Raw genomic sequence first — 1,746 nt, forward strand, 5'->3', positions numbered from 1 at the left:
TGATTTCGCAGATGGTGGCGCCGGAGGAGATGGACGCGCCGACTTCGGCGGTCAGGCCCTTGATGGTGCCGGAGCGGTGGGCGTTGAGGGGCTGTTCCATCTTCATCGCTTCGAGGACGACGACGAGGTCGCCCTCACTGACCTCCTGGCCCTCCTCGACCGCGATCTTGACGATGGTGCCCTGCATCGGGGAGGCGAGGGTGTCGCCGGAGGCCGCCGAGGCGGACTTCTTCGTGGCGCGCCGCTTGGGCTTGGCTCCGGCGGCCAGGCCGGTACGGGCCAGGCTCATGCCCAGTGAGGAGGGCAGCGAGACCTCCAGGCGCTTGCCGCCGACCTCGACGATGACGGTCTCGCGGCCCGGCTCCTCCTCCGTGTCCGTCTCCGCCGGAGCGACGAACGCCTTGATGTCGTTGACGAACTCCGTCTCGATCCACCGGGTGTGCACGCGGAACGGGCCGGCGGTGAACGCCGGGTCGGCGACCACCGCACGGTGGAAGGGAATCGCGGTGGCCATGCCCTCGACGTCGAATTCCGCCAGCGCACGCGCCGCACGCTGCAGCGCCTGCTCACGGCTGGCACCGGTGACGATCAGCTTGGCCAGCAGCGAGTCCCAGGCCGGACCGATGACGCTGCCGGACTCCACGCCCGCATCCAGCCGCACCCCGGGACCGGACGGCGGGGCGAAAGTGGTCACGGTGCCCGGCGCGGGCAAAAAGCCCCGGCCCGGGTCCTCACCGTTGATCCGGAACTCGAAGGAATGCCCCCGCACCGCCGGGTCGTCGTAGCCGAGCTCCTCGCCGTCCGCGATCCGGAACATCTCACGGACCAGATCGATGCCGGTGACCTCCTCGGTGACCGGGTGCTCGACCTGCAGACGGGTGTTGACCTCCAGGAAGGAGATCGTGCCGTCGGTGCCGACGAGGAACTCGACGGTGCCCGCACCCACATAGCCCGCCTCACGCAGGATGGCCTTGGACGCGGCATACAGCTCGGCGTTCTGCGCCTGGGACAGGAACGGCGCCGGGGCCTCCTCCACCAGCTTCTGATGGCGGCGCTGCAGCGAGCAGTCCCGGGTCGATACGACCACCACATTGCCGTGCGAGTCGGCCAGACACTGCGTCTCCACATGCCGCGGCCTGTCCAGGTACCGCTCGACGAAGCACTCCCCGCGCCCGAACGCCGCAACAGCCTCACGCACGGCCGAGTCGTACAGCTCCGGCACCTCCTCCAGGGTGCGGGCAACCTTCAGACCCCGCCCGCCACCGCCGAACGCCGCCTTGATCGCGATCGGCAGCCCGTGCTCCCGGGCGAAGGCGACGACCTCATCGGCACCGGAAACCGGATCCGCAGTGCCGGCGACCAGCGGCGCGCCCGCACGCTGCGCGATATGACGGGCGGCGACCTTGTCACCCAGATCGCGGATCGCCTGCGGCGGCGGGCCGATCCAGGTCAGACCCGCATCGATGACCGCCTGGGCGAACTCGGCGTTCTCGGACAGGAAGCCGTAACCGGGATGGATGGCATCGGCCCCCGAATCCTTCGCCGCCTGGAGCACCTTGGCCATGTCCAGATAGCTGGCGGCCGGGGTGTCACCGCCCAGAGCGAACGCCTCGTCGGCCGCGCGGACATGCAGAGCATCCCGGTCCGGATCGGCGTAGACGGCTACGCTCCCGATCCCGGCGTCCCGGCATGCACGGGCAACGCGAACAGCGATTTCGCCACGGTTGGCGATGAGCACCTTGCGCA

At 69.8% G+C, this 1,746-nt stretch carries 1 protein-coding gene; it reads right to left on the reverse strand.

The features are described from left to right. A partial coding sequence (locus ACH492_RS40055; RefSeq protein ID WP_398994375.1) for an acetyl/propionyl/methylcrotonyl-CoA carboxylase subunit alpha occupies window positions 1–1,746 on the reverse strand: 1,746 nt, incomplete at both ends.

The organism is Streptomyces sp. NPDC019443, from assembly GCF_044389785.1.
Lineage (GTDB): Bacteria > Actinomycetota > Actinomycetes > Streptomycetales > Streptomycetaceae > Streptomyces.